Annotated in this window: 23 protein-coding genes; 3 read left to right on the top strand and 20 right to left on the bottom strand. The window is 63.2% G+C overall.

All coding sequences use genetic code 11. From position 1 onward, the window contains the following. Nucleotides 1-75: 75 nt before the first annotated feature. The 3 genes from recQ to EJ079_RS09065 form a co-directional block, all read right to left on the bottom strand. On the bottom strand, nt 76-1,917 hold the full coding sequence (recQ, locus tag EJ079_RS09075; RefSeq protein WP_127808820.1) for a DNA helicase RecQ: 1,842 nt from the start codon (nt 1,915-1,917) through the stop codon (nt 76-78). Beyond that, entirely contained in the window at nt 1,917-2,678 is a 762-nt protein-coding gene (locus EJ079_RS09070; RefSeq protein WP_127808819.1) for a sulfotransferase, read from the bottom strand. Before EJ079_RS09070 ends, recQ begins: the two co-directional genes overlap by 1 nt. A gap of 222 nt (nt 2,679-2,900) precedes the next feature. Further along, entirely contained in the window at nt 2,901-3,638 is a 738-nt protein-coding gene (locus EJ079_RS09065; protein WP_127808818.1) for an SDR family oxidoreductase, read from the bottom strand. A gap of 100 nt (nt 3,639-3,738) precedes the next feature. On the opposite strand from EJ079_RS09065, the gene EJ079_RS09060 reads away from it, so the two are divergent. Next, nucleotides 3,739-4,650 carry a LysR family transcriptional regulator gene (locus EJ079_RS09060; protein WP_127808817.1) on the top strand — a complete coding sequence of 304 codons (912 nt, stop codon included), beginning with the start codon at nt 3,739-3,741 and terminating at the stop codon, nt 4,648-4,650. A gap of 88 nt (nt 4,651-4,738) precedes the next feature. Beyond that, complete coding sequence (locus tag EJ079_RS09055) at nt 4,739-6,160, top strand: coniferyl aldehyde dehydrogenase (protein WP_127808816.1); 1,422 nt, start codon at nt 4,739-4,741, stop codon at nt 6,158-6,160. Between the two features lie 189 nt (nt 6,161-6,349). Here the strand turns inward: EJ079_RS09055 and EJ079_RS09050 are convergent, their stop codons facing one another. From EJ079_RS09050 to uxaC, 8 genes are all read right to left on the bottom strand, one after another. Next, complete coding sequence (locus EJ079_RS09050; protein WP_127808815.1) at nt 6,350-6,688, bottom strand: cupin domain-containing protein; 339 nt, start codon at nt 6,686-6,688, stop codon at nt 6,350-6,352. A gap of 67 nt (nt 6,689-6,755) precedes the next feature. Beyond that, nucleotides 6,756-7,514 carry a 2-dehydro-3-deoxy-D-gluconate 5-dehydrogenase KduD gene (gene kduD / locus EJ079_RS09045; protein WP_127808814.1) on the bottom strand — a complete coding sequence of 253 codons (759 nt, stop codon included), beginning with the start codon at nt 7,512-7,514 and terminating at the stop codon, nt 6,756-6,758. Continuing rightward, nucleotides 7,511-8,362, bottom strand: coding sequence for a 5-dehydro-4-deoxy-D-glucuronate isomerase (gene kduI / locus EJ079_RS09040; protein ID WP_127395856.1), 852 nt, complete (start codon nt 8,360-8,362; stop codon nt 7,511-7,513). The genes kduD and kduI overlap by 4 nt, the downstream gene beginning before the upstream one ends. A 22-nt stretch (nt 8,363-8,384) precedes the next feature. Beyond that, nucleotides 8,385-9,161: a FadR/GntR family transcriptional regulator gene (locus tag EJ079_RS09035; protein WP_127808813.1), complete on the bottom strand. Its 777-nt coding sequence runs from the start codon at nt 9,159-9,161 to the stop codon at nt 8,385-8,387. A 7-nt stretch (nt 9,162-9,168) separates the two neighbouring features. Further along, the gene (locus tag EJ079_RS09030) at nt 9,169-10,449 is read right to left on the bottom strand and encodes a TRAP transporter large permease (RefSeq protein ID WP_127269374.1); all 1,281 of its coding nucleotides are present in this window, start codon (nt 10,447-10,449) and stop codon (nt 9,169-9,171) included. A gap of 4 nt (nt 10,450-10,453) precedes the next feature. Then, nucleotides 10,454-10,984: a TRAP transporter small permease gene (locus EJ079_RS09025; RefSeq protein ID WP_127269376.1), complete on the bottom strand. Its 531-nt coding sequence runs from the start codon at nt 10,982-10,984 to the stop codon at nt 10,454-10,456. Nucleotides 10,985-11,084: 100 nt separating this feature from the next. Next, on the bottom strand, nt 11,085-12,062 hold the full coding sequence (locus tag EJ079_RS09020; protein WP_127808812.1) for a TRAP transporter substrate-binding protein: 978 nt from the start codon (nt 12,060-12,062) through the stop codon (nt 11,085-11,087). Between the two features lie 36 nt (nt 12,063-12,098). After that, nucleotides 12,099-13,511 carry a glucuronate isomerase gene (gene uxaC, locus EJ079_RS09015; RefSeq protein WP_164873752.1) on the bottom strand — a complete coding sequence of 471 codons (1,413 nt, stop codon included), beginning with the start codon at nt 13,509-13,511 and terminating at the stop codon, nt 12,099-12,101. Between the two features lie 143 nt (nt 13,512-13,654). On the opposite strand from uxaC, the gene EJ079_RS09010 reads away from it, so the two are divergent. Then, nucleotides 13,655-15,184 carry a mannitol dehydrogenase family protein gene (locus EJ079_RS09010; protein ID WP_127808810.1) on the top strand — a complete coding sequence of 510 codons (1,530 nt, stop codon included), beginning with the start codon at nt 13,655-13,657 and terminating at the stop codon, nt 15,182-15,184. A gap of 45 nt (nt 15,185-15,229) precedes the next feature. On the opposite strand, the gene lepB is transcribed toward EJ079_RS09010, so the two are convergent. The 9 genes from lepB to EJ079_RS08965 all read right to left on the bottom strand — a co-directional run bounded on the left by lepB (nt 15,230) and on the right by EJ079_RS08965 (nt 23,042). Then, entirely contained in the window at nt 15,230-15,976 is a 747-nt protein-coding gene (gene lepB / locus EJ079_RS09005) for a signal peptidase I (RefSeq protein WP_127397902.1), read from the bottom strand. Between the two features lie 326 nt (nt 15,977-16,302). Then, entirely contained in the window at nt 16,303-16,710 is a 408-nt protein-coding gene (locus tag EJ079_RS09000) for a F0F1 ATP synthase subunit epsilon (protein ID WP_127808809.1), read from the bottom strand. Next, nucleotides 16,703-16,927 (bottom strand): hypothetical protein, encoded by a 225-nt coding sequence (locus EJ079_RS08995; protein ID WP_127808808.1) that lies wholly within the window; start codon nt 16,925-16,927, stop codon nt 16,703-16,705. The genes EJ079_RS09000 and EJ079_RS08995 overlap by 8 nt, the downstream gene beginning before the upstream one ends. A 3-nt stretch (nt 16,928-16,930) precedes the next feature. Beyond that, complete coding sequence (gene atpD / locus EJ079_RS08990; protein WP_164873751.1) at nt 16,931-18,523, bottom strand: F0F1 ATP synthase subunit beta; 1,593 nt, start codon at nt 18,521-18,523, stop codon at nt 16,931-16,933. Nucleotides 18,524-18,593: 70 nt separating this feature from the next. Next, nucleotides 18,594-19,478 carry a F0F1 ATP synthase subunit gamma gene (locus EJ079_RS08985; RefSeq protein WP_127261419.1) on the bottom strand — a complete coding sequence of 295 codons (885 nt, stop codon included), beginning with the start codon at nt 19,476-19,478 and terminating at the stop codon, nt 18,594-18,596. Nucleotides 19,479-19,524: 46 nt separating this feature from the next. After that, the gene (gene atpA / locus EJ079_RS08980; protein WP_023811756.1) at nt 19,525-21,054 is read right to left on the bottom strand and encodes a F0F1 ATP synthase subunit alpha; all 1,530 of its coding nucleotides are present in this window, start codon (nt 21,052-21,054) and stop codon (nt 19,525-19,527) included. Next, nucleotides 21,054-21,614 (bottom strand): F0F1 ATP synthase subunit delta, encoded by a 561-nt coding sequence (locus EJ079_RS08975; protein ID WP_023762496.1) that lies wholly within the window; start codon nt 21,612-21,614, stop codon nt 21,054-21,056. Before EJ079_RS08975 ends, atpA begins: the two co-directional genes overlap by 1 nt. Nucleotides 21,615-21,860: 246 nt before the next feature. Next, entirely contained in the window at nt 21,861-22,256 is a 396-nt protein-coding gene (locus EJ079_RS08970) for a DUF4345 family protein (protein WP_127808807.1), read from the bottom strand. Nucleotides 22,257-22,337: 81 nt separating this feature from the next. Next, nucleotides 22,338-23,042: an aspartate/glutamate racemase family protein gene (locus EJ079_RS08965; protein ID WP_127808806.1), complete on the bottom strand. Its 705-nt coding sequence runs from the start codon at nt 23,040-23,042 to the stop codon at nt 22,338-22,340. Nucleotides 23,043-23,075 lie beyond the last annotated feature (33 nt).

The raw sequence follows: 23,075 nt of genomic DNA, 5'->3' as shown, positions 1-23,075 counted from the left end.
CAGGAGGGCTCGGAACGGATGCCTCCTCCGAAGATCCCTCCGCTTCAGGGCAGGTGACCAGTCGCTGATCTGACCTCAGGCCGAGCCACCGGATTGGTGCGCGGCGATTGCGGCGAGAAAAACCTGGCCGAACTCCTTCAGCTTTGCCGCCCCAACCCCATTCACTTCAGCGAAGGCGTCGAGGTCGTGCGGGCGGCGCTCGGCCATGTCGATCAGGGTGCGATCGGAAAACACCACATAGGCCGGCACCTGGCGCTCCTTGGCGAGCCGCAGTCGCAAGGTCTTCAGCGCGGCCAGCAGCCCGGTGTCCAAATCCGATTGCCCGAAATCCTGCCCGGAGCGCGTCTTGCCGCGCAAGGCGCGGCTGCGCACCTCGACGCGATAATGGAACGGCATCTCGCCACGGCCAAGCGCATGGCCTTTTTCGGCGATGGCGAGGCCGCCATGACCGGCCGGATCCGCCATCAGGAACCCGCCTGCGACGAGCTGCCGGATCAGCGACAGCCAGAAATCCTTCTTGTGCGCCAGACCGCTGCCGAAACTCGTGAGCCTCTGGTGGTTCCTGGCCAGCACTTTTTCGGTTTCATGGCCGAGCAGGATGTCGATGACATGGCCGGCACCGAAGCGTTCGCCACTCTGGGCGATGGCTGCCAGGATTATCCGCGCCTCCGCTCCGCCATCGGCGCGCGGCGCCTGGTCGAGGCAGGTGTCGCAATTGCCGCAAGGCTGCGCGTCCTCGCCGAAATAGCCGAGCAGCACCTGGCGGCGGCACTGCGCCGTCTCGCAATAGCCGATTAGCGTGTCGAGCCGGCCATGCGAGCGCCTCTTGTGCTCGGGCGGCGCATCCTCGTCGTCGATGAACATCCGGCGCATGCGGATATCGCCAAGGCCGAACAGCATATGCGCCTCGGCGTCCCGCCCATCGCGGCCGGCGCGGCCGATCTCCTGGTAATAGGCCTCCAGGCTGCCCGGCATGTCGGTGTGGAAGACATAGGCGACGTCAGGCTTGTCGATGCCCATGCCGAAAGCGATGGTCGCCACCATGACGACGCCTGAAAGGGTCATGAAGCTGTTCTGGTTGGCGTCACGCGCCTCCTTGCTCATGCCGGCATGATAGGCGAGCGCGGTGACGCCGTTCTTCTCGAGGAAGGCCGCCATCTCCTCCGTCTTCTTGCGCGACAGGCAGTAGACGATGCCGCTACGGCCGGGATGGCGCTCGACGAAGCGCAGCAATTGCCGCTTGCTGTCCTGCTTGGCCTCGATGGCAAGCTTGATGTTCGGCCGGTCGAAGCCCAGCACCAGGGTCTCGACGCGCTCGGCAAACAGCCGGGCTTCGATATCGGTGCGCGTGCCTTCGTCCGCCGTTGCCGTCAGCGCGATGATCGGCACGTTGGGGAAGATGCCGCGCAGCCGCGACAGGTCCTCGTATTCGCGCCGGAACGCCGGCCCCCATTGCGAGATGCAATGCGCCTCGTCGACGGCGATCAGGCTGACATCGAGCCTGGCCAGCGCCTCGAGCATCCGCTCGGTCATCAGCCGCTCCGGCGCGAGATAGAGCAGGCGCGTCTGGCCCGAGGCGACGCGACGCCATGCGGCGATATTGGCATCGCGGTCGATCGAGGAATTGATCGTATCGGCAGCCACGCCGGCAAGCCGCAAGGCGGCGACCTGATCCTGCATCAGCGCCACCAACGGCGAAACGACAATGGTGAGCCCGCCCAGGACAAGTGCCGGGACCTGGTAGCAGAGCGATTTGCCCGCACCCGTCGGCATGACGGCCAGGACATGCCGCCCGGCCAGCAGCGCATCCATGACATCGGCCTGGCCGGGGCGGAAATCATCGAAGCCGAACACGTCCTTCAGCACGCGCCGCTTGGGATCTCGCTCGTCTGTCGCGAGGGCCGCCGCTGCCTGCATCACCGCGCGTCCACGGTCGGCGTGCTCATTGGCATGTCATAGCCGAACTCGGCGCAGAAACGCTGGACGCGGACGAGAAATGCCGGGGGCAGGCCGCCGAGATAAGTCCTGAACTCTTCATTCCTTTCCCATTTTCTCAACGAAGCCAACCGGATCGGATTGTCCGGATCCTCGCTGAAACGAATGCGCGGTGTCAGTCCGAACGACTGCGCGATTTTGTCCTGCTGCGCATCGGGCACGCCGATCATGTCTTCGTAGCGGACAAAGAGTATCTGCCGGTGCGGTTGTGCATTCTTCAGCCGGGTCAGCGCGTCGTATTCGGCCAGCCAGCGATGCGGCGTGACGTGGAACCGACGCTCGTTGCGTGTTTGCGGATGCGAACTTGTCAGCGTGTCGAACGGATGGCGCACGCAATAGATCAAGCCGATGGAGGGAGGGAGCTTCGCCAGATGCGCAAAACCGCGCGCATCGCGCTTGACGACGAGGTTCGATTCCGGCCGGTCCAACATGTCCAGCATTGTGTATCGCGCTTCGGGCGGATGGACGAAAATGTCCTCGAAACACCTCATCAGCCGCTGTGTCAGCGTCGTGCCGCTGCGCGCGCAACCCGAAATGAAAATTCTGTTGGCGGGCGCCGCGCGTGCGTATGTGCGTTTTTGCATGCGCTGTTTCAGAGACAGCGGCACGAACCGCAGAAACTCCCGCACAACCCTTCGCGCAGCCGCTCCAAACGCAGCCTCAAGCCTGTGGGCGCCCTTCATCCGCAATTCCGCTGGGCCGCCCGGCACGAAACGCGCCGCCTGGGGTCCATGGACAAGATACTCGTCGCCGATATCAGCATCAGGCAGACACCGGACTGGAATTTCGTGGACTGGAGAGGATGTGGAAACCGGTCAAGACGACTCTCCGTAGGGGTACTTTGGCTTAGCCCAGCGGCCATCGGATCACAACAGGGTCGCTCGTCGGCACGACACCAACAACGGTCAGCCTATTCGCCACCCGCCATTGACTGGAATGACCGCGCCGGTGACGAAGGAGCCTGCCTCCGAGGCGAGCCATAGCACCGCTCCCGCGATATCGGCCGGTGTTCCCGGCCGCGCCATCGGCGTCTCGGCGACGATCGCCGCGACGCGATCCTGCGGCCAGGCACCGGTGAATCCCGTGTCGGCGATGAACCCCGGAGCAATGACGTTTGCCGTAATGGCGCGCGGTGCCAGTTCGCGTGCCAGCGCGTAGGTTAGGCCGTGCAGGCCGGATTTCGCGGCTGCATAAGCAAGGCTGCCTGGCCGGCTGCCGCCGGTCTGCGCGCCAATCGAACCGATGTTGATGACGCGCCCCCCAGGGCTCGCGAGCAAGGGCGCCACTGCGTGAGTCATCAGGAAGCTGCCTTTGAGGTTGGCCTCGATGAGGGCATCCCAATCGGCCTCGGCGTCCCCGATCGGAGTCGAGAGGCTGATGCTTCGGGTGAATCCGGCTGCGTTCACGAGGACGTCGACCCGGTCGAGGGGAGCCAGCGCCGCTTGAATCTCGTGACGTTTTCCCACATCCGCCCGCCGCCATGAGGCGTGCGGACCGAGCCTTTTCGCGGCCTTGCGGAGGCGATCCTCGTCACGGCCAATGAGAACGGCAGCATAACCCGCCTGCTGCATCGCTTGCGCTATGCCGAACCCGATGCCGCTGGCTCCGCCGGTTACGACTGCGACTCTTTTATCCTTCGACATCTGAAACTCCCATGCGTTGAACGATGCCCTTCAGATGGTTATGAGAAAGCGATACGTCGAATACTGTTTATGTGCCCTTATGATATGATAGATATATCGCATGTTGAGCTTGCGCCAATTCCAGCAATTCCTCGCCGTTGCCGAAGCCATGAGCTTCCGGCGAGCCGCAGAGCGGCTGAACATGGCGCAGCCGCCATTGACTGCCGCGATCCGGCTGATGGAGGAAGAGCTTGGTGTTAAGCTTTTCGAGCGCACCAATCGAATCGACAGCCTGACCGTGGCCGGTGAAGTACTGCGGGAAGAAGCGCAAAGGACGATCATCCAGGCCGAACGCGCCATGGCTCTGACGCGACGCGCGGGCGCCGGCGAGATTGGGTCGCTGCGCATCGGCTTCGTCGCCAGTGCCGTGCGGCAGCTGCTGCCGACTCTGATCGCCGCATTCCGGGAAAGTCACCCGGGAGTTGTGCTGGAGCTCGAGGAAGCTCCGACAGCCCGGCAGGTTGCTGCACTTCTCGACGACCGCATCGACATCGGGATCGCCGCTCTCCCGCTCCCGCCCAGCGCCGTGCAACGCATCACAGTGCAAACCGTGGTCAGGGACCGTCTGGTCGCGGCCATTCCGGCGCGCCACAAACTGGCTCTGGCACCGGACGATCCGATCGCTTTTGCCGCACTCGCAAATGAACCCTGGATTCTCTTTCCGCCCAATGAAGGCCCCGGCCTTCATTCAACGATCCTGCAATCCTGTGCGCAAGCCGGCTTTACGCCACGGGTTGCCCAGCGCGCGGTTCAGATGGAGACCATCGTCGGTCTTGTGGCAGCGGGCCTTGGAGTTGCCTTGGTGCCGGGCCTGTTCGGCGAGGCAGGTCGCGAAGGCGTGGTGTTTCGGGATTTGGCTGGAGCCGGTTCGCCGATTCCCTACGAGGTCGCGCTGGCCTGGCGGACGGGCAACAATCGTCCCGCCTTGGAGGCCTTCATCCGGACAGGGCATCGTGCCTCTGACAAGAGGTAGAGGCTATCCTTCCCTAACGACACCTTTACCTCGCTGGATTCCTTCACCCAGCAATGTAAGCTCGGCTCCGCTAGCCAGGGAGGATGCGATGCTGCAGACCAGACAGGATGTTCTCGGCGAGCGGTTCCACCTGCAGCGCGCCGCCTTCGAGGCGCAGCCTTTCCCCAACTTTGGCATCCGCAAGGATCGCCTGAAACGCCTGTTGGCGCTGACCGAGCGGCATGAAGCCGACATCTGCACCGCCATCGACACCGACTTCGGTGGCCGTTCGGCACACGAGACGCGTCTTGCGGAACTGTTCGTGGTGCGTGCCGGCATCCGCCACGCGCTTTCGCATCTCAGGGGCTGGATGCGCGAACGCCGCGTTGTCACCACCATGCCGTTCCTGCCCGGCCGAAATCGCCTCGTCCCGCAGCCGCTCGGCGTCGTCGGCATCGTGTCGCCCTGGAATTATCCTTTCCAGCTCGCTGTCGCGCCGGTCACGGCGGCACTCGCGGCCGGCAATCGCGTGCTTATAAAACCTTCCGAATTGACGCCGGCATTCTCAGTGCTGCTGGCCAAACTCGTTGCCGAGCATTTCGCACCCGATGAGCTCAGCGTCATCACCGGCGATGCCGAGATGGGAAAGGCCTTCGTGTCGATGCCTTTCGATCATTTGCTGTTCACCGGCTCGACCGCGGTCGGACGCCAGGTCGCCATCGCCGCGGCCGCCAACCTGACCCCGGTCACGCTCGAACTCGGCGGCAAGTCGCCGGCAATCTTCGATCCGTCCTGCGATCTCGATGCGGCGGTATCCAGCATTGCCTATGGCAAGCTCTTGAATGCCGGGCAGACCTGCATCGCGCCGGATTATCTGCTGGTGCCGAAGGGACAGGCAGGCACGGTCGCTGTCAAGCTCGCAACGGCGATCGCGAAGCTCTACCCGACCTTGCGCGACAACCCCGATTATACCGCCATCATCAGCGACCGGCACCACCAGCGCCTGCGCGACATGATCACTGAAGCGCGTGACGCCGGCGCCGATGTCACCGAAATCAACCCGGCCGGCGAAGAGCTGGGTGGCAAAAGCCGGAAGCTGCTGCCGACCCTGGTCCGCAACGCCGGCGCAAACCTGCGGCTGATGCGCGAGGAGATTTTTGGGCCGGTGCTGCCCATCGTAGAATACACCGGGATCGACGAAGCGATCGCGCATGTGAACGGGGCAGCCCGACCGCTGGCGCTCTACTGGTTCGGCCGCGACAGCGGCAATCGTCAACGCATCCTGCACGAGACTATTGCCGGCGGCGTCACCATCAACGACTGCATGCTGCATCTGGTACAGGAAAACCAGCCTTTCGGCGGGGTCGGCGCCAGCGGCATGGGCGCCTATCACGGCGAGTGGGGATTCCGGACGTTCAGCAAGGAGAAGCCGGTTTTCACACAGTCGCGGCTAAGCGCCGGAGCCTTGTTGCGCCCGCCCTACGGCAAGACGTTCGAGCGGCTCTTCAGCCTCCTGCGTCACATCACCTGATCGAGCGAGCGCAGCCTCCGGTTCGTCGTGCCATGCAGCGCCGGCGCATTAAGACTATCTTCACCACGGTGCGGCAGGGTCCTCATCCTGCGGTGATGTCTTGAGTACCGCGGCGCCACAAGCGCCCAGGCAACAGACCCGCGCCTCTTTCGGGGTGCGGGTCATTCCCGCTCGATCTCTTACCCTTGGCTAGCCGAGGAAATCGGCCCGGTGCGGCGTGAAGCTGTCGACCAGCCGCCCTGCTTCCAGCGCCTTGACGCCGTGCACCAGACCGGACGGCACAATGAAGCTGCCGCCGGTCTCGATGGTTTCGGTCCTACCGTCGATGGTCACCTCGAAGCGGCCTTCGGCGACATAGCTTGCCTGGACATGCGGGTGCGAATGCAGGGCGCCGACGCCACCCTTGTCGAAGCCGAATTCGACCAGCATCAACTCGTCGGTGTGCAGGAGAATGCGGCGCCTGTTGCCGTCCGGCGTCGTCGTCCAGGCGCCCTCGCCGGCATGCGCGAAAATCTTCGGCTTCGTCATCGTTGTCTCCTCAGAGCAATTCCAGGAAAAGTGTGAACCGGTCTTCCGTCCGGAATTGCGTCAAAACCTAGCGCGCCAGCCAGCCGCCATCCACCGGCACCACCGCGCCATGCATGTAGTTGGACGCCGGCGCCAGCAGGAAGACGGCGGCGTCGCCAATGTCGCCCGCTTCGCCCCAGCGGCCGGCCGGGATACGCGCCAAGATGGCGGCGCTGCGGTCGAGATCGGCGCGCAACGCCTGCGTGTTGTTGGTTTCGATATAGCCTGGCGCGATGGCGTTGACGTTGATGCCTTTCTGCGCCCATTCGCAGGCGAGCAAACGCGTGATGCCGAGCACGCCATGCTTCGAGGCGGTGTAGGACGCGACGCGAATGCCACCTTGGAAACTCAGCACCGAGGCAATGTTGACGATCTTGCCTTTCCGTTCAGCGGCCAAGACACGCCTGGCAAAGCTTTGGCAGAGCAAAAAAACCGTCTTCAGATTGACATCCATGACGTCGTCCCAATCGGCCTCGCTGAGATCGACGGCATCGGCGCGGCGGATGATGCCGGCATTGTTGACCAGCCCGTCGAGCACGCCGCTTTCGTCCCAGATGCGGTCGAGCAAGGAGCCGGCGGCCGAAATGTCGGCCAGGTCGGCGCTCACCGCCTCGAATTGCCCGCCGACTGCGGCGACCTTGTCTGCCGTATCGTCCATCGACGAGCGGCCGACGCCGACCACCGCGCCCCTGGCGCGTGCGATCGATACGGCGATGCCCTGGCCGATGCCGGTGTTGGCGCCGGTGACCAGAATACGTTTTCCGGCAAGGCTGAAGGGGTCGCTCACCGCAGATCGCCCAACGCCACCGGGTCGACATCGGTATAGTCGACATTGTCGCCAGCCATCGCCCAGATGAAAGCATAATTGGAAGTGCCGGCGCCGGAGTGGATCGACCATCCCGGCGACAGCACCGCCTCCTCATTGCCCATGACGATATGGCGCGTCTCGTCCGGCTCGCCCATGAAGTGGAAGACGCGTGCCGTCTCGGCCAGGTCGAAATAGAGATAGGCCTCCATGCGCCGGTCATGCACATGGCACGGCATGGTGTTCCACACCGAGCCCGGCGCCAGCTGAGTCATGCCGACCACCAGCTGGCAGGTTTTCACGCCCTCGGCATGGATGAACTGGAAGATCGAACGCTCGTTGCAGGCATCCTTGCTGCCGAGATCGAGGCGCTTGGCGTCGCCGATGCGGATCAGCCGGCTGGGCCAGGCCTGATGCGCCGGCGCGCTGAGCAGATAGAATTTTGCCGGCGCGGCTATGTCAGCAGAGGCGAACGACACATCAGCGGTGCCCATGCCGAGATAGAGCATGTCGCGCGCCTGCAATTCGAAGGGCTGGCCGCCGGCGTTGATGACACCCGCACCACCGATGTTGACGGCGATCAGCTCGCGACGGTCGAGAAAGTTCTTGGTGCCGGTCGGCTTGATCGCTTCCAGTTGAAGCGGTGCGCCAGTCGGCACGGCGCCGCCGACGATCATGCGGTCGTAATGTGTGTAGGTCAGGCTGATGCGGCCGGGCTGGAATAGGCCGTCAATGTGAAAGTTGTGGCGCAGCTCATCGGTTCCCATCGCCGCGGCGGCGACCGGGTCGATGGCAAAGCGGGATGTATAGTCGGTGTGGCTCTGGTTCATTTCAATCCTGACTTGAGATGGGTCATTCGCCGGCGGCGGCCTTGACCGAACTGGAATAAAAAGCCTGACGTGCATGCAGGCGTTCGCGGTAACGCTGCTGGCTGGCGGTGAGGTGCGCGCGCATCGCCTCTCGCGCGGCCTCGGCATCGCCTGAGGTGATGGCGTTGAGGATCACCAGGTGCTCGCGCTGCAGTCCGCGCTGGTAGCTATCGGATTGCGCCAGTTCGGTGGACCAGGGCGAAGTCACGTCGCACGGGATGGCGCGCCGGCCGAGCACGTCGAGCATCTCGACATAGAACGGGTTGCTGGTGGCGCTGGCGATGGCGCGATGGAAGGCGAGGTCGGCCGGACCGGTCGGCTCGCTGGCAAGCAGCAGCCGCTCGAATTCGAAGAAGGCTTCCTGGATCGCCGCCTCCTGCGCGGCGTTGCGACGGATGGCGGCGATCCCGGCCGATTCGATCTCGATCGCGAGGCGCACCTCGAGCACGTTGAGCGCGATCGAATCCTTGGCTCCCATATCGGCGGCCAGCGCGCCGAACATCGTCGAGATGTGCTCGGTGACGAAGACACCGGCACCTTGGCGCGGCTCGACCAGCCCATCGGCGGCAAGCTTGGCCAGCGCCTCGCGGATGACGGTGCGGCTGACGCCGAAGGTTTCGGTCAGTTGGCCTTCGGTCGGCAATTTATGGCCAGGCAGGATCTCACCCGCCTGCAACTGCTTGCGGATCGTTGCGACCACGATTTCCGACAGTTTGGGTTTTCTCTCGACCCTGAGGTCGGTTGCGGTGTCCGATGCCATGTCGCCCCTATTTGAAGACGCTCGGTAGCCAGAGCGAAATGGCCGGAATGTAAGTGACGAGCCCCAGTACCACGAGCCCGGCCCCATAGAACGGCCAGATCGAGCGCATCGCTTCCCAGACGGATATCTTGCCCACTGCGCACGCCACGAACTGCACAGCGCCCACCGGCGGCGTGTTCAGCCCGATGCCGAAGTTGAGGATCATGATAACGCCAAAATGCACCGGGTCGACGCCGTAGGCTTGCGCCACGGGCAGGAAGATCGGCGTACAGATGATGATCGTCGGCCCCATGTCCATGAAGGTGCCGAGGAACAGCATCAAGACGTTGAGCAGGAGAAGCACGACCAGCGGATCGTCCGAGATCGCGTTCATGGAGGCTATGAGCGCTGCCGGCACTTTCAGGAAGGCCATCAACCACGAGAACGCCGCCGCCATGCCGATGATGAGCAGCACCATGGCCGTGGTGCGCACGGCACCATGGGTGGCATGAACGAAACCTTCCCAAGTCATCTGCCGGTAAACGAAGACAGTGACGAGCAACGCATAGATGACCGCGACACAGGAACTCTCGGTTGCCGTGAAAACGCCCGATCGTACGCCACCGAAGATGATCGCGATCAGCAGCAGGCCGGGCACCGCGACAGCGAAGAGATGCGCGACGGCGGTGAAGCCCGGAAACGGCTCGGTCGGATAGCCGCGGGAGCGCGCCACGAAATAGGCGGTGATCATCAGCGACAGGGCCAACAGCAGGCCCGGAATGATGCCGGCCGTGAACAGGTCGGCGATGGAGATCTTTCCACCTGCCGAGATCGAGTAGATGATCATGTTGTGCGACGGCGGCAGGAGCAGCGCGATCAGCGCCGCCATCGACGTGACGTTGACGGCGTAATCCGCTCCATATCCACGCGCTTTCATCTGCGGGATCATCAAGCCGCCGACCGCCGCTGCCTCGGCCACCGCGGAGCCGGAAATGCCGCCGAACAGTGTAGCGGTCGCAATGTTGACCTGCCCGAGGCCGCCGCGCAAATGGCCAACGAGCGAGCCGGCGAAGGCAACGATCTTGCTGGCGATGCCGCCGCGCACCATCAAGTCGCCGGCATAGATGAAGAACGGAATGGCCAGCAGCGAAAAGACGCTCATGCCGGAATTCAGGCGCTGGAACACGATGAGCGGCGGCAGGCCCATGTAAAGGACGGTGGCAAAGCTTGCGACGCCGAGGCAGAAAGCGATCGGCGTGCCGATAAGCATCAGAAGGGTGAAGACGCCGAAGAGGATCCAGAGTTCCATGCCGTCAGACCTTCACGTTCGCCGTGTCGAGTTCGGTTGCAACTTCCGCCGGCGGCAGTTCATCGAGCACATCGTCGATCGGCGCACCGGAGAGACGAAGCACGATGCGCTCCAGCGTGAAGAGCACGACGAGCACGCCTCCCGCGACCAGCGGGACGTAGTCCCAGCCCCCGGATATGCCGAGCGACGGCAAGGTAGCGCCCCAGGTCAATGCAACCAGTTGGCTGCCATACCAGATCATACCGATGCCGAAGGCGAGCGCGACGAGGTCCGAGATCATCCGCAGCCAACGCTTGCCGCCTTTGGGCAGCACGTAGAGCAGGACGTCGAAGCCGAGGTGATAGTTCTCGCGCACCCCGACGGCAGCGCCGAGGAAAATGAACCAGCTCATCAGCATCACCGAGCCCTGCTCGGTCCAGCTTGGCGAGCGGTTCAGGACATAACGACCGAACACCTGCCAGGCGACGAAGGCGGTCATCAGCACCAGCCCGATGCCTGCGACCCATAGCGCCGCTGTGCTGACGCGCGACATCATGCGCGCGACGCCGGACAGGGGCGGTCTGTGTTCTGGGCTGGAGGTCACCGGTTCTCTCCGCAAGAGGATGGCGGCGTGGAATGCCCGCGCCGCCGCTTGATCACTGCACGGCCTTGATGGCTTCGACCATGGCCTTCAGCTTGTCGTCCTTGACGTGCTTCTCGTAGACCGGACCCATGGCGTCGATGAAGGGCTGCTTGTCCGGCGTCGTGATCTGCGAACCGGCCGCCTCGACCTTGGCGCGCGATTCCTTGACCTTGGCGGTCCACAGCTCGCGCTGCCTGGCGACGCTCTCCTTGGCGGCCGCCTTGAAGATCGCCTGATCCTCCGGCGTCAGCTTGTCCCAGCTCAACTTCGCCATGACGAAGGCTTCCGGCACCATAGTGTGCTCGTCGAGCGAATAGAACTTGGCGACTTCCGCATGCTTGGCGGTGTCGTAGCTCGGAAAATTGTTTTCCGCGCCGTCGATGACCCCGGTCTCGATCGCCGAATACACCTCGCCATACGGCATCGGCGTCGCGTTGGCGCCGAGTGCCGCCACCATGTCGACGAAGATGTCGGACTGGATGACGCGGAACTTCATGCCGGACAGATCGGCTAATGAGTTGATCGGCTTCTTCGAATTGTAGAAGGAGCGCGCGCCACTGTCATAAAAGGCGAGCAGCACCAGCCCGACCTGTTCGAACGCCGCCGCGATCTGGTCGCCGACCGCCCCGTCCATGACCTTGTGCATATGGTCTTCCGAGCGGAAGATGTAGGGCAGCGAGGGCACCGTGGTTTCGGGAATGAGCCCGTTGAACGGCGCCATCGAGATGCGGTTGAGGTCGATCACGCCGGTGCGAACCTGCTCGATCGTGTCCTTTTCTTCGCCGAGCTGCGCGGAATGATAGAGCTCGACCGCATAGCGGCCGGCCGTACGCTCCTTTACAAGCTCGCCGAAATATTTGACTGCCTCGACCGTCGGATAGCCGTCCGGGTGGGTGTCGGACGAGCGCAGAACCGTCTGGGCGCTTGCCGTTCCGGCCATCAGTGCGGCGGCGAGTAGCGCAGCTCCCGTCAGTCTTGAAAAATGCAACATGGTTTCCTCCCTTTGCATTGCGGGCGAGTTGCCCCTTCAGAGCCGATACGCCTTTTTCGCCAGCGTATAGGTCAGTTCCCGCGCCAGCTCATACGCCTCGTCCTCGCGCAGCCGATGCTCGGCGACGAGACGCGCCAGGAACGCGCAGTCGACTCGCCGCGCCACATCGTGACGCGCCGGGATCGACGGAAAGGCACGGGTGTCGTCGTTGAAACCGACGGTGTTGTAGAAGCCGGCCGTCTCGGTGGTCATCTCGCGGAAGCGCCGCATGCCTTCCGAGCTGTCGTGGAACCACCATGCCGGCCCGAGCTTCAGCGCCGGGTAGACACCGGCCAGCGGCGCCAGCTCGCGCGCATAACTGGTCTCGTCGAGCGTGAACAGGATGACGGTGAGGTCGCGCTCCAGCCCGACGCAGTCGAGCAGCGGCTTCAGCGCCGTCACATAGTCGGTCCTGGTCGGGATATCGAAACCCTTGTCGCGGCCGAATTTCTGGAAGATCGCGGGCGAATGATTGCGCCAGGAGCCGGGATGGATCTGCAGGACCAGTCCATCGTCGAGGCTCATCTTGGCCATCTCGGTCAGCATCTGGGCGCGGAACAGTTTTCGCTCGCGCTCGTCGTCGGAACCACGGCGGATTCGATTGAACAGCTCTTGCGCCGCCGCAACCGAAAGATTGGCGGTCTCGGCCGTCGGATGGCCATGATCCGACGAAGTCGCGCCGAAGCCTTTGAAGAAGGCACGCCGCTGGCGATGCGCATCGAGATAGCCGGCCCAATTGCCGGTGTCGCAGCCGGTGATCTCACCGAGCCGGTCGAGATTGGTTGAAAACCCTTCGAAATCGGGATCGACGACAGCATCCGGCCGATAAGCGGTGACCACACGGCCCTGCCAGCCGCTGTCGCGGATCATCTGGTGCCATTTGAGATCGTCGAGCGCGCCTTCCGTGGTCGCGATGACCTCGATGTTGAAACGCTCGAACAGCGCGCGCGGGCGAAAATTCTCCCACTGCAGCAGCGTCGCGATGGTGTCGTAGTGGCGGTCGGCAGTCGCCGCGGTCAGCGGTTCGTCGATGCCGAACAGATCGGCGAGCACATGATCGAACCATAGCCGGGTCGGCGTGCCGCGAAACAGATGATAGTGCTCGGCAAAAAGCCGCCAGATCGCCCTGCCGTCGGTCTCGACCGGCGCGCCGTCGAGCGTCGCCACGCCGAGATCCTCAAGGCGGACGCCTTGGCTGAACATCATGCGGAAGATGTAGTGATCGGGGACGATGAGCAGTTGCGCCGGGTCCGGGAACGGCTCGTTCAGCGCATACCAGCGCGGATCGGTGTGGCCATGCGGGCTGACAAGGGGCAGGTCCTTGATCCCGGCATAGAGATCACGGGCAACCGAGCGCGAATGCGCCTCGGCGGGAAACAGCAAATCCGCATGGGTCAGTGCCACGGTCATCCTCCCAAGGCCACTATCGGTAGGGGCGGCAAGAAATAATGTCAACATACAAAAATGCGATTGTTGTATGATGACTTTTCGACCCATTGTGTGGCAGGAAATCGAATGTTACGCCGCTTTGCCGATCCCTGCCGAGGCCACTCATGTCATCCGACCAGACCAGTCGCACCACGACGACCGAACGCCTTTCCACGAAGACCGTGCGCGCACTGCCTGCCTCGATCGCGACACCTGCGTATGATCGCAGCCGCGTCGTCCCGGGCATTGTGCACCTTGGTGTCGGCGCCTTCCACCGCGCCCATCAGGCAGCCTATGTCGACGATTGCCTGGCGGCAGGCGAGGCGGATTGGGGCATAACAGGCGTTTCGCTGCGCAGCACCGACACGCGCGACGCTCTCACGCCGCAGGACGGGCTCTACACGCTGGCGATCAGAAGCAGTGGAACCGAAAAGCTTCAGGTCATCGGCTCGATCGGCGCGATGCTGGTGGCGCCCGAAGACCCCAGCGCTGTGCTGGCCACGCTGACCGATCCGCGCACCCGCATCGTCACGCTGACGATCACCGAAAAAGCCTATCTGAGGGCGGCAGGCGGCGGATTGGACGCCGCCCATCCCGATATCGTCCATGATCTGGCCAATCCCCGGATGCCGAAGACAGCGCATGGTTTCCTGACCGAGGCGCTTGCCCTGCGACGCGCCGCCGGCACGCCGCCCTTCACTGTCCTGTGTTGCGACAATTTGCCGGCCAACGGCGCCACGCTGCACCGGCTGTTGGTCGAATTCGCCCAGTTGCGAGATGCCGGGCTCGCCCAATCGAGTGATGTCGGAATTGCCGACCACATCGCACACCAGGTCGCGTTTCCCTCCAGCATGGTCGATCGCATCGTGCCTGCAACCACCGACGCCGATCGGGCGCGGATCGCTGAAGAACTCGGCGTCGAGGATGCCTGGCCCGTGATGACCGAGCCGTTTTGTCAGTGGGTGGTCGAAGATAAGTTCCCGACTGGCCGGCCCGCGTGGGAACAATTCGGCGTCACCATGGTTCGCGACGTCGGCCCGTTCGAGGACATGAAGCTCAGGCTGCTCAACGGCTCGCATTCGGCCATCGCCTATCTTGGCCTGCTCAGCGGTCATGCCACCGTCGACCGCGCCTTCGCCGACCCGGCGATCCGCCAATTCGTCGATGCCTTGTGGGCCGAAGCCATCCCGACCCTGCCCGAGGATGCCGGATTGGACACGAGCGCCTATATTGCGGAGCTCGCGGAGCGTTTTTCCAACACTGCACTTGCCCATCGCACGGCGCAGATCGCCAATGACGGCAGCCAGAAACTGCCGCAGCGCATCATCGCTTCCGCCATCGAATGCCTGGAAGCCGGTACCGAACTGGTCCATCTGACCCTGGTGGTGGCTGCCTGGATCGCCGCCTGCGCCGCGCGAGGGAAAACCTTGCCGGAGGGCCATTTCACCGATCCGCTCGACGCGGCGTTGACGGAACTTTTGAGTGAGCAACTGCCGGCCAACGAAACCGTGACCGCGGTGTTCGACCTGGCCGGCTTCGCTGGGGATCACACCGAACGCCAGACGTTGATCGAACTTGTGGCTGTGCATCTCGTCCACCTGCGACGCGACGGTCCGACCTTGGCCTTCGCCGCGCTCGGCATAGATATGAAGTAGTCATCAACCAGACTTGGTGCGGGTCCGAACCAACTCGATTCAGGCTTATTTGCCGACCGAACCGTCCAGCGTTTGCCGGGAAGAATACTCCGTGCCTTTTGAATTCCAGAACAATCGCACGGCCTTGCCGACGAGGTTTTCGTAGGGAACGAAGCCGACCATGAATCGGCTGTCGGAGGCATTGTCGCGATTGTCGCCCAGCATGAAATAGTGGCCTTCGGGCACCTCAAATTCCCGCGTGTTGTCGCCGATGGAACTGTCCGTCAGGTCGAGAACGAAATGGGTGACACCACCCGGCAGGGTCTCCCGTTCAAGCCTGGCAGGTTGCTCGCGTTCCTCGTAGGAGAAAGTGCCTGCATCCTTGAGGCCGACGGCCACATCGTTGATGTGCAGCACGCCATTGACCATCTGGATTTTGTCCCCGGGAAGACCGACGATCCGCTGGATGTAATCCACGCTGGGGTCGGGCGGGAATTTGAACACCACCACATCCCCTCGCTTGGGCTCCGCGCCGAACATGCGGCCTTCTATCGGCAACAGATTGAACGGCACGCTGTAGCGGCTGTAGCCATATGCGAATTTGGAGACGAAGAGATAGTCGCCGCCTTGCAATGTCGGCACCATACTGCTGGATGGTATCGAAAACGGCTGGAACAGGAACGAACGGATCGCAAATGCAGCCGGATAGGTAGTCAGAAAGACAAGCACCAGCACCCAAAACCCGTGCGCATACCATCTCACCGGCTTGAACCGATGGGCGAAGGGCACAACGAGCGCTGCCCCCAGGATCATCGAACCGATACCTGAAAAATTGGCCAGCCAGGCAAGATCGGTTCCCGGCAGCACCGGAAATCCGCTGTAGGCGAGTGCGAAAACGATGGCGCTGATCACCACCAGGCTGGCAACCGCCGGCTTGCCGCTGCCGATCCACAGAAATCCGCCGAATGGACCGCCGAAGGCCGACACCAGGGCCGTCGACCACCAGGAGCGTGAGGCTGTTTCTCGTTGCGCTGTTTCTTCCGTCACCGGCCCACCCCCATCCCAAGGCAGCGCGACTGTCCAACAAACAAAAAAGCGAGGCAAGGCCCCGCTTTTTACTCTTTCATCGAAACCGAATTTCAAGCCGGCAGGATGGCGCCTTCCAGCGTGGTGAGTTGGCTAAGGAACTGCTCCGCCTTGCTGCGAGCCTCGTCGTCCTTGGCATCAGTGGCGTCTTCTTTGGCTTCCTGGATGCGGCGCGCGAGATCGGCGCGGTCGACATCCTTCACCGCGACCGCCGATTCCGCCAGCAGCGTGCAGCCGGCCGGAACGATGTCGGCGAAGCCGCCGAACACCACATAGCGTTCTTCACCGCCCGCCGGGGTCTTCACCGTGACGACACCCGGCTTGATCGTGGTCATGACCGGGGCGTGATGCGCCATGACGGTCATCTCGCCTTCGGCGCCTGGAATGACGACGGATTCGACCTGCTCAGAAACCAGCAGGCGTTCCGGCGAGACCAGTTCGAACTTGAAAGCTTCAGCCATTTTGCTTCACCTTGCCGGCGATAATTTCGTCAGTCTGCAACTCGGTCCCGCAGAATGGACAGAACATGACCGCTTGATCAAAATACCCAGGACCGTCCTCTGTTTCGACAGTCCCGACCGTCACCATCAGCACCCCATCGTCGGTCTCGAAGAACGACGGCGAGGGAAGCTCTGTCATCACCTCTTGCAAGGTCGAGCAACAGAACTTCCTTTGCATATATTACGCCGCTTCAGCCGCGAGGCGCTGTGCCTTCTCGACTGCTTCCTCGATGCCGCCGACCATGTAGAAGGCGGCTTCCGGCAGGTGATCGTAGTCGCCGTTGCAAAGGCCCTTGAAGCCCTTGATGGTGTCGGCGAGATCGACCAGCTTGCCCGGCGCGCCGGTGAACACTTCGGCGACGAAGAATGGCTGCGACAGGAAGCGCTCGATCTTGCGGGCGCGGGCCACGGTCTGCTTGTCCTCTTCCGAGAGCTCGTCCATGCCCAGGATGGCGATGATGTCCTGCAGCGACTTGTAGCGCTGGAGGATCGACTGCACCTGGCGCGCGACGCCATAGTGCTCGTCGCCGACGACCAGCGGGTCGAGCATGCGCGAGGTCGAATCCAGCGGATCGACGGCCGGATAGATGCCCTTTTCGGCGATGGCGCGGTTGAGCGTCGTCGTCGCGTCAAGGTGGGCGAACGAGGTCGCCGGCGCCGGATCGGTCAAGTCGTCGGCGGGCACGTAGATGGCCTGCACGGACGTGATCGAGCCCTTGGTGGTGGTGGTGATGCGTTCCTGCAGCGCGCCCATGTCGGTGGCGAGCGTCGGCTGATAGCCGACGGCCGACGGGATGCGGCCGAGCAGAGCCGACACTTCCGAGCCAGCCTGCGTGAAGCGGAAGATGTTGTCGACGAAGAACAGCACGTCCTGGCCCTGGTCGCGGAAATATTCCGCAACCGTCAGGCCGGTCAGGCCGACGCGGGCGCGCGCGCCCGGCGGTTCGTTCATCTGGCCATAGACGAGTGCGGCCTTGGAGCCTTCGCCGCCGCCCTTCTTGTTGACGCCGGATTCGATGAACTCGTGATACAGATCGTTGCCTTCTCGGGTGCGCTCGCCGACGCCGGCGAACACCGAATAGCCGCCATGCGCCTTGGCGATGTTGTTGATCAGTTCCTGGATCAGCACGGTCTTGCCGACGCCGGCGCCGCCGAACAGGCCGATCTTGCCGCCCTTGGCGTAGGGAGCCAAGAGGTCGAGCACCTTGATGCCGGTGATCAGGATCTGCGCTTCCGTCGACTGCTCGACATAGGTCGGAGCCGGCTGGTGGATGGAGCGCATTTCGGTCGCGTCGACCGGGCCTTCTTCGTCGACCGGCTCGCCGATGACGTTGATGATGCGGCCGAGCATGCCCGGGCCGACCGGCACGGTGATCGGCGCGCCGGTGTCACGCACTTCCTGGCCGCGAACCAGACCTTCGGTCGAGTCCATGGCGATGCAGCGCACGGTGTTTTCACCCAGATGCTGGGCAACTTCGAGCACCAGGCGGTTGCCGACATTGGTCGTCTCGAGCGCGTTCAGGATCGCCGGCAGGTGATCGCCGAACTGCACGTCGACAACGGCGCCGATGACCTGGCGAACCTTGCCGGCAACGCCGGTTGCCTTGCTGGCCACTGCCGATGTCTTGGCAGCAGCGGCCTTCACCGGTGCTGCCGCCTTGGCCGGGGCCGCCTTCGCGGCTGCTGCTGGAGCCTTTGCCGCCTTCGCGGGGGCTGCGGTCTTCGCGGCAGCGGCCTTGGGGGCTGCCGTCTTGGGGGTCGCTGCTTTCGCCATCGTCTTTACCCTTTTTCGTCCTTTGTTTCTCACGCGGTCCAGTCGCGGGTCGATGACCCGCGAACCACGCCTAGAGCGCCTCGGCGCCCGAAATGATTTCGATCAGTTCCTTGGTGATCTGCGCCTGCCGCTGGCGGTTGTAGGTGATCGACAGCTTGTTGATCATGTCGCCGGCGTTGCGCGTCGCATTGTCCATGGCGCTCATCTTGGCGCCCATTTCGCCGGCCACATTTTCGAGCAGCGCCCGGAAAACCTGCACGGAGATGTTGCGCGGAATGAGGTCGGAGAGGATTTCGCCCGGCTCCGGCTCATATTCGTAGACAGCGTTGCCGCCATCGATCGCCTCGGCCGGAGCCGAAGCAACGCCGGCCGGAATGATCTGCTGCGCGGTCGGGATCTGGCTGATCACCGACTTGAACTGCGAATAGAACAGCGTGCAGATGTCGAAGCCACCTTCGTTGAAGAGGTGGATGACCTTCTTGGCGATCGCATCGGCATTGACGAAGCCGAGTGTCTTGACCTCGCGCAGATCGACGCGGTCGATGATCATCGATGCATAGTCGCGGCGCAGGATGTCGAAACCCTTCTTGCCGACGCAGATGATCTTGACCTGCTTGCCGTCCGCCAAAAGCTTGCGAATATGGTCGCGGGCAAGGCGGGCGATCTGTGAATTGAAGCCGCCGCACAGGCCGCGCTCGGCGGTGCAGACGACGAGCAGGTGCACGTCGTCCTTGCCGGTGCCGGTCATCAGCGCCGGGGCATCGCCGCCGCCGCCGATTGCCTGGGTGATGTTGGCCAGCACGGAACCCATGCGCTCCGAATAGGGGCGCGCCGCTTCCGCGGCCTCTTGCGCACGGCGCAGCTTCGCCGCGGCGACCATCTGCATCGCCTTGGTGATCTTCTGCGTCGCCTTGACCGAGGCGATACGGTTACGAAGGTCTTTTAATGAAGGCATGCTTCAAACCTGATCCCGTCTTGTCTCATCCCGACTGGCAATTCGCTCAGGCGAAGGTCTTGGCGAAAGCGTCGATCTCGGCCTTCAGCTTGGCGCGCAGATCGTCCGACAGCGCCTTTTCCTTGCGGATGGCATCGAGGACGTCCTTGCCGGCCGAACGCATGTGGCTGAGCAGGCCATGCTCGAACTTGCCGACCTGGTTGACCGGCAGCTTGTCGAGATAGCCGTTGACGCCGGCGAAGATCACCGCGACCTGCTCTTCCGTCTTCAGCGGCGAGAACTGCGGCTGCTTCAGGAGTTCGGTGAGGCGCGATCCGCGGTTGAGCAGGCGCTGCGTGGCGGCGTCGAGATCCGAGCCGAACTGCGCGAAGGCCGCCATTTCGCGGTACTGCGCGAGCTCGCCCTTGATCGAGCCGGCAACCTGCTTCATCGCCTTGATCTGCGCGGCCGAACCGACGCGGCTGACCGACAGACCGACGTTCACCGCAGGACGAATACCCTGGAAGAACAGGTTGGTCTCGAGGAAGATCTGGCCGTCGGTGATCGAGATCACGTTGGTCGGGATATAGGCCGACACGTCGTTGGCCTGCGTCTCGATGATCGGCAGGGCGGTCAGCGACCCACCGCCCAGATCGTCGTTGAGCTTGGCAGCGCGCTCGAGCAGGCGCGAGTGCAGGTAGAAGACGTCGCCCGGATAGGCTTCGCGGCCCGGCGGGCGACGCAGCAGCAGCGACATCTGGCGGTAGGCGACGGCCTGCTTCGACAGATCGTCATAGCTGATCAGCGCGTGCATGCCATTGTCGCGGAAATATTCGCCCATGGTGGCGCCGGCGAACGGCGCCAGGAACTGCATCGGTGCTGGATCGGAAGCGGTGGCGGCGACGATGATCGAATATTCGAGCGCGCCGCGCTCTTCCAGCACCTTGACGAACTGCGCGACGGTCGAGCGCTTCTGGCCGACGGCGACGTAGACGCAGTAGAGCTTTTCCTTCTCGGGGCCGTTGTCGTGCACCGATTTCTGGTTGAGCATCGTGTCGAGGATAATGGCGGTCTTGCCGGTCTGGCGATCGCCGATGACCAGCTCGCGCTGGCCGCGGCCGACCGGGATCAGCGCATCGATGGCCTTGAGGCCGGTCGACATCGGCTCGTTCACCGACTTGCGCGGAATGATGCCGGGCGCCTTGACGTCGACGCGCTTGCGCTCGACTGCCTTGATCGGACCCTTGCCGTCGATCGGATTGCCGAGCGCATCGACGACGCGGCCGAGCAGGCCGGGGCCGACGGGGACGTCGACGATGGCGCCGGTGCGCTTGACGATGTCGCCTTCCTTGATGTCGCGGTCGGCGCCGAAGATGACGACGCCGACATTGTCGGCTTCGAGGTTGAGCGCCATGCCGCGGATGCCGCCGGGGAACTCGACCATCTCGCCGGCCTGGACATTGTCGAGGCCGTAGACACGGGCGATACCGTCACCGACGGACAGCACCTGTCCGACTTCGGAGACCTCGGCCTCCTTGCCGAAATTCTTGATCTGGTCTTTCAGAATTGCGGAAATTTCCGCGGCGCGGATGTCCATCAGCCGACCTCTTTCAGTGCAAGCTTGAGCGAATTGAGTTTGGTTTTGAGCGACGTATCGATCTGGCGCGAGCCCATCTTGACCACCAGCCCGCCGAGCAGCGACGGATCGACGGTGACGGAGATAGCCACGTCCTTGCCGGCAACGCTCTTCAGCGCCGCCTTGAGTTCGGTCTGCTGGGCAGCCGTCAGCTCGTGCGCCGACGTCACTTCAGCAGCGGTCTCGCCACGATGTTCGGCTGATATCTGGCGGAACGCCCTGATCATGCCGGGAATGGCGAACAGCCGGCGGTTGCGGGCGACGACGCGCAGGAAATTTCCGGTGAGGCCGGCGATCCCGGCCTTGTCGGCGATCGCCGCGATGGCCTTCGCCTGGTCCTCGCTGGAGAACACCGGGCTGTTGATCAGCCGGGTGAGATCAGCGCTGCCCGCGAGCATGGCTTCGAAGCTGTTGAGGTCGGCTTCGACCTTGGCCACGGAATTTGCCTGCAGGGCGAGTTCGAACAGCGAACCCGCATAGCGTTCTGCGACACCTGAGATTGGCGATGACGATTGAGCCACGGACCGTCTTTTCTCTTGTCTGACAGGCCGTAGATTGTTGGCGCGAGCAAAAACTCTGGCTAAATCTTTGACCTTACTGCATTTTTTCGAGCACGGAGGCGCGGCTTCCGCTATCCCCGGCCGAAAGTCGATTGCCGTCTAGCACAGGCATTTTAAGACCGCAATGCGTCGTTCCGCATGGTTTTCAGGCACTATTGTCGCATCCGGCGAAAGTCGCCCGTCTTCCATCGCGGAATACCCAACGATTCAAGGCAGAAAGCCGAAGGCAAAGGCGAGCGGCAACGCCGCCAGCACCAATTCCAGCACAATGGAAACCCAATTGAAAGGCGTGTTGGCGCCATCAGACATCATCGACAGCAGCCGACCGAAGGCTGTGAACAGCCAGGAGAAGCCAAGCGCCATGTAGATCAGCGGCTGCGCCAGCAGGATACAGCACAAGCCGACACCCAGATAAAAGCCCGACATCCTGCCGCGCCCCTCGGCGATCGCAGCAACCTTCTCTGGCTTGACCTGCAGGCGCAGGGCACGGAAGGCGATACCAGGTGCCAGAAAAAACAAAAGACCGAGCAGCACGGTGAAGACGGCGCTCGACCAGGCCAGCCATTCGCCCTGGCTCGTCGGCCACGGAAGCGCAAAATCCATTTTGTCCCCTCGAAATGCCTGTTTTGAAATTCCAGGCATTCTAACGGAGGAAAACCGCCGCGCCAGATGGCTTCAGGCACTTTAGGATAGGCGCATCAGCGCGAATTCCACAGCCGCCTCGGCATGAATGCGCGTCGTGTCGAAGACCGGGATGTCGAAATCCTGCTGGCCGATGAGCATGGTGATCTCGGTGCAGCCCATGATGACGCTGTCGGCCGCCTCTTCGCGGCGCAGGCGTTCGGTCTCGGCGATATAGGCCGCCTTCGAGACCTCCGTGACGATGCCCTGGCACAGTTCCTCGTAGATGACGCGATGAACCATGTCGCGGCCGGCGGCATCGGGTACGACGGGGCTCAAGCCATATATCTCGGTGAGCCGGCCCTTGTAGAAATCCTGTTCCATCGTAAAGCGCGTCGCTAGCAGCGCCGGGCGTTGCATGCCGGCGCGCTTGACCGCCACCGCGGTGGCGTCGGCGATGTGGATCAGCGGGATCGACACCGACGCCTGCACTTGGTCGGCCAGTTTGTGCATGGTGTTGGTGCACAAAAGCAGACCTTCCGCGCCTCCGGCCTCGAGCTTGCGCGCCGCTTCTACGAGGAGCACACCGGCGCCGTCCCAGTCGCCATGATGCTGCCGCTCGGCGATTTCGGCAAAGTCGAACGACCACAGAAGCAGTTTCGCCGAATGCAAGCCGCCCAGCCGCTCGCGCACGATCTCGTTGAGCAGGCGATAGTAGATGGCGGTCGATTCCCAGCTCATGCCGCCGAGAAGGCCGAGGGTTTTCATATGAGTTTCCACATCTCGCTGGCTTGCGGGCAA

The organism is Mesorhizobium sp. M7A.F.Ce.TU.012.03.2.1, from assembly GCF_004006095.1.
GTDB lineage: Bacteria > Pseudomonadota > Alphaproteobacteria > Rhizobiales > Rhizobiaceae > Mesorhizobium.
Note: the sequence above shows the minus strand (reverse complement) of the source record. Positions and strands in the feature narration are given on the sequence as shown.

Bases quoted from the DNA above. Each gene is read 5' to 3' on its own strand.
- EJ079_RS08985 (WP_127261419.1), bottom strand. From the start codon at position 19,478: ATGCCTTCATTAAAAGACCTTCGTAACCGTATCGCCTCGGTCAAGGCG.
- EJ079_RS08995 (WP_127808808.1), bottom strand. From the start codon at position 16,927: ATGCAAAGGAAGTTCTGTTGCTCGACCTTGCAAGAGGTGATGACAGAG.
- kduI (WP_127395856.1), bottom strand. From the start codon at position 8,362: ATGAACCAGAGCCACACCGACTATACATCCCGCTTTGCCATCGACCCG.
- EJ079_RS09010 (WP_127808810.1), top strand. From the start codon at position 13,655: ATGTCATCCGACCAGACCAGTCGCACCACGACGACCGAACGCCTTTCC.
- EJ079_RS09055 (WP_127808816.1), top strand. From the start codon at position 4,739: ATGCTGCAGACCAGACAGGATGTTCTCGGCGAGCGGTTCCACCTGCAG.
- lepB (WP_127397902.1), bottom strand. From the start codon at position 15,976: ATGATCCTGGGGGCAGCGCTCGTTGTGCCCTTCGCCCATCGGTTCAAG.
- EJ079_RS09070 (WP_127808819.1), bottom strand. From the start codon at position 2,678: ATGAAGGGCGCCCACAGGCTTGAGGCTGCGTTTGGAGCGGCTGCGCGA.
- atpA (WP_023811756.1), bottom strand. From the start codon at position 21,054: ATGGACATCCGCGCCGCGGAAATTTCCGCAATTCTGAAAGACCAGATC.
- EJ079_RS09020 (WP_127808812.1), bottom strand. From the start codon at position 12,062: ATGTTGCATTTTTCAAGACTGACGGGAGCTGCGCTACTCGCCGCCGCA.
- EJ079_RS09050 (WP_127808815.1), bottom strand. From the start codon at position 6,688: ATGACGAAGCCGAAGATTTTCGCGCATGCCGGCGAGGGCGCCTGGACG.
- recQ (WP_127808820.1), bottom strand. From the start codon at position 1,917: ATGCAGGCAGCGGCGGCCCTCGCGACAGACGAGCGAGATCCCAAGCGG.
- EJ079_RS08970 (WP_127808807.1), bottom strand. From the start codon at position 22,256: ATGGATTTTGCGCTTCCGTGGCCGACGAGCCAGGGCGAATGGCTGGCC.
- atpD (WP_164873751.1), bottom strand. From the start codon at position 18,523: ATGGCGAAAGCAGCGACCCCCAAGACGGCAGCCCCCAAGGCCGCTGCC.
- EJ079_RS08965 (WP_127808806.1), bottom strand. From the start codon at position 23,042: ATGAAAACCCTCGGCCTTCTCGGCGGCATGAGCTGGGAATCGACCGCC.
- EJ079_RS09035 (WP_127808813.1), bottom strand. From the start codon at position 9,161: ATGGCATCGGACACCGCAACCGACCTCAGGGTCGAGAGAAAACCCAAA.
- uxaC (WP_164873752.1), bottom strand. From the start codon at position 13,511: ATGACCGTGGCACTGACCCATGCGGATTTGCTGTTTCCCGCCGAGGCG.
- EJ079_RS09065 (WP_127808818.1), bottom strand. From the start codon at position 3,638: ATGTCGAAGGATAAAAGAGTCGCAGTCGTAACCGGCGGAGCCAGCGGC.
- EJ079_RS09025 (WP_127269376.1), bottom strand. From the start codon at position 10,984: ATGATGTCGCGCGTCAGCACAGCGGCGCTATGGGTCGCAGGCATCGGG.
- EJ079_RS09000 (WP_127808809.1), bottom strand. From the start codon at position 16,710: ATGGCTGAAGCTTTCAAGTTCGAACTGGTCTCGCCGGAACGCCTGCTG.
- EJ079_RS09030 (WP_127269374.1), bottom strand. From the start codon at position 10,449: ATGGAACTCTGGATCCTCTTCGGCGTCTTCACCCTTCTGATGCTTATC.
- EJ079_RS09060 (WP_127808817.1), top strand. From the start codon at position 3,739: ATGTTGAGCTTGCGCCAATTCCAGCAATTCCTCGCCGTTGCCGAAGCC.